Annotated in this window: 2 protein-coding genes; both read right to left on the bottom strand. The window is 73.3% G+C overall.

Annotated elements, in window-relative coordinates; all coding sequences use genetic code 11:
• Window positions 1-31 precede the first annotated feature (31 nt).
• A complete protein-coding gene (metK, locus tag AC5LSR_RS02135) occupies window positions 32-1,225 on the bottom strand; it encodes a methionine adenosyltransferase (RefSeq protein ID WP_250287302.1) in 1,194 nt (397 codons plus the stop codon).
• 41 nt (window positions 1,226-1,266) lie between these two features.
• Window positions 1,267-2,641 (bottom strand): bifunctional phosphopantothenoylcysteine decarboxylase/phosphopantothenate synthase (locus AC5LSR_RS02130; protein WP_493468093.1); only part of this gene is annotated, 1,375 nt, incomplete at its 5' end.

Below are 2,641 nucleotides of genomic sequence, written 5' to 3'. Positions count from 1 at the left end.
CCCCGGATTTTCGCTCTGCGAAAATCCGGGGTCAGCGGATGGCGTCGGCCAGGGCCTGGGCGCGGGAGGTGGACTCCCAGGTGAAGTCGAGTTCCGGGCGTCCGAAGTGGCCGTAGGCGGCGGTCTGGGTGTAGATCGGCCGCAGCAGGTCCAGGTCCCGGATGATCGCGGCCGGCCGGAGGTCGAAGACGGCGGTCACGGCGTCCTGGATCCGCTCGTCGGGGACCACGCCGGTGCCGAAGGTCTCGACGAACAGGCCGACGGGGTGCGCCTTGCCGATGGCGTAGGCGATCTGCACCTCGCACCTGCGGGCGAGCCCGGCGGCGACGACGTTCTTGGCGACCCAGCGCATCGCGTACGCGGCGGACCGGTCGACCTTGGACGGGTCCTTGCCGGAGAAGGCGCCGCCGCCGTGGCGGGCCATCCCTCCGTAGGTGTCAACGATGATTTTCCGCCCGGTGAGGCCGGCGTCCCCCATGGGGCCGCCTACCTCGAACCGGCCGGTCGGGTTGACCAGCAGCCGGTGCCCGTCGGTGGCGATGTCGAGGGTGGCCAGCTCCGGGGTGACGACGAACTCGGCGATGTCGGGCGCGAGCAGGGTGTCGAGGTCGATGTCGGCCGCGTGCTGGGTGGAGACGACGACGGTGTCCAGCCGCACCGGCCGGCCGTCGGCGTACTCGATGGTGACCTGGGTCTTGCCGTCGGGGCGCAGGTAGCCGATCCGGCCCTCCTTGCGGACGGCGGACAGGCGCCGGGCGAGCCGGTGGGCGAGCGCGATCGGCAGCGGCATCAGCTCGGGGGTCTCGTCGCAGGCGTAGCCGAACATCAGGCCCTGGTCGCCGGCGCCCTGGCGGTCGAGCTCGTCCTCGCCGGAGCCGCCCACCCGGGCCTCGTGGGCGGTGTCGACGCCCTGGGCGATGTCGGGCGACTGCGACCCGATCGACACGCTCACCCCGCAGGAGGCGCCGTCGAAGCCCTTCTTGGACGAGTCGTAGCCGATCTCCAGCACGCGCTCGCGGACGACGGCGGCGATGTCCACATAGGTGTCCGTGGTGACCTCACCGGCGACGTGGACCTGGCCGGTGGTGATCAGCGTCTCGACCGCGACCCGGCTGCGCGGGTCGTCTTTGATCATCGCGTCGAGGATGGAGTCACTGATCTGGTCAGCGATCTTGTCCGGATGTCCCTCGGTAACGGACTCGGAAGTGAACAGGCGCGTCGCCACGTCATGACCCCCTGGGAGATCCAGTCTGATTCGGGCGAAGTCTACCGGCGGGTACCGGCGGGCAGGCCGACAACGGAGCCATCCGCTACAGCGAGTCGCGTCACGACCAGGTCGAGCACCTGGTGCGCGAGCAGGTCCTTGCTGGTCCGTTCGATGGCGGTCTGGGTGCCGTCCGCGCCGAGGACCACGGCGGCGTTGTGGTCGACCTCGAAGCCGAGCCCGTCGCCGACCTGGTTGACGACCAGCAGGTCGGCTTTCTTGCGGGCGAGCTTCTCCCGGCCGAGGGCCACGATGTCCACGCCCGGCCTGCCGGTCTCGGCGGCGAAGCCGACGAGCAGCTGGCCCGGCCGGCGGGCGGCGACGAGCTCGGCCAGCACGTCGGGGTTGTGTGCCAGCGCCACCGGCTCGGGGACACCGTCACCTTTTTTGATCTTGTAGGACGCCCGTGCCACGGGCCGGAAGTCCGCGACCGCGGCCGCCATGATCACAACATCGGCCTGGGCTGCCTGGGCGTGCACGGCCTCGCGCAGCTGCGCGGTCGACACCACCGGGATGGTGCGCGCCCCGGCGACGTCCGGCAGCGCCACGTTGGCCGCCACCACGACGGTCTGCGCGCCCCGGGCGAGCGCGGCCCTGGCCAGTGCGTAGCCCTGGCGTCCGCTGGAGGAGTTGCCCAGGAAGCGGACGGGGTCGAGATGCTCCCGGGTGCCGCCGGCGCTGACGACGACCCGCCGGCCGGCGAGATCCAGCACCGTGCCCGCCGACGCGCCACCGGCCAGGACGCTGCCCGCCGGCGCGCTGCCCGCCGTCCCGGAACGGGCCGGCGCGGAACGGGCCAGCGCCGAGCGGGCCAGCACGGAACGGGCCAGCGCGGCGATCTCCGCCGGTTCCGGCAGCCGGCCGGCACCGGAGTCCGCGCCGGTCAGCCGGCCCACGGCCGGGTCGACGACCAGGCAGCCACGGGAGCGCAGCGTGGCCACGTTGGCCACGGTGGCCGGGTGCTCCCACATCTCGGTGTGCATGGCCGGGGCGAACATCACCGGGCACCGGGCGGTGAGCAGGGTGGCGGTGAGCAGGTCGTCGGAGCGTCCGGTGGCGGCGCGGGCGAGCAGGTCCGCCGTGGCGGGGGCGACGAGCACCAGGTCGGCCTCCCGGCCGAGCCGGACGTGCGCCACCTCGGCCGCGTCGGTCCAGACGTCGGTGGCCACCGGATGCCCGGACAGCGCCGCCCAGGTCGGCTCGCCGACGAAGCGCAACGCCGCCGCGGTGGGCACGACCCGCACGTCGTGGCCGGTCTCGGTGAGCTGGCGCAGCACCTCGACCGCCTTGTAGGCGGCGATCCCGCCGGAGACTCCCAGCACGACGCGGGGACGCCGCACAGCCGCGGGAGCGGCGGTACCGGTGCCGCCGCCGGCA

It is taken from the genome of Protofrankia sp. CiP1_Cm_nod4 (assembly GCF_982290645.1).
Note: the sequence above shows the minus strand (reverse complement) of the source record. Positions and strands in the feature narration are given on the sequence as shown.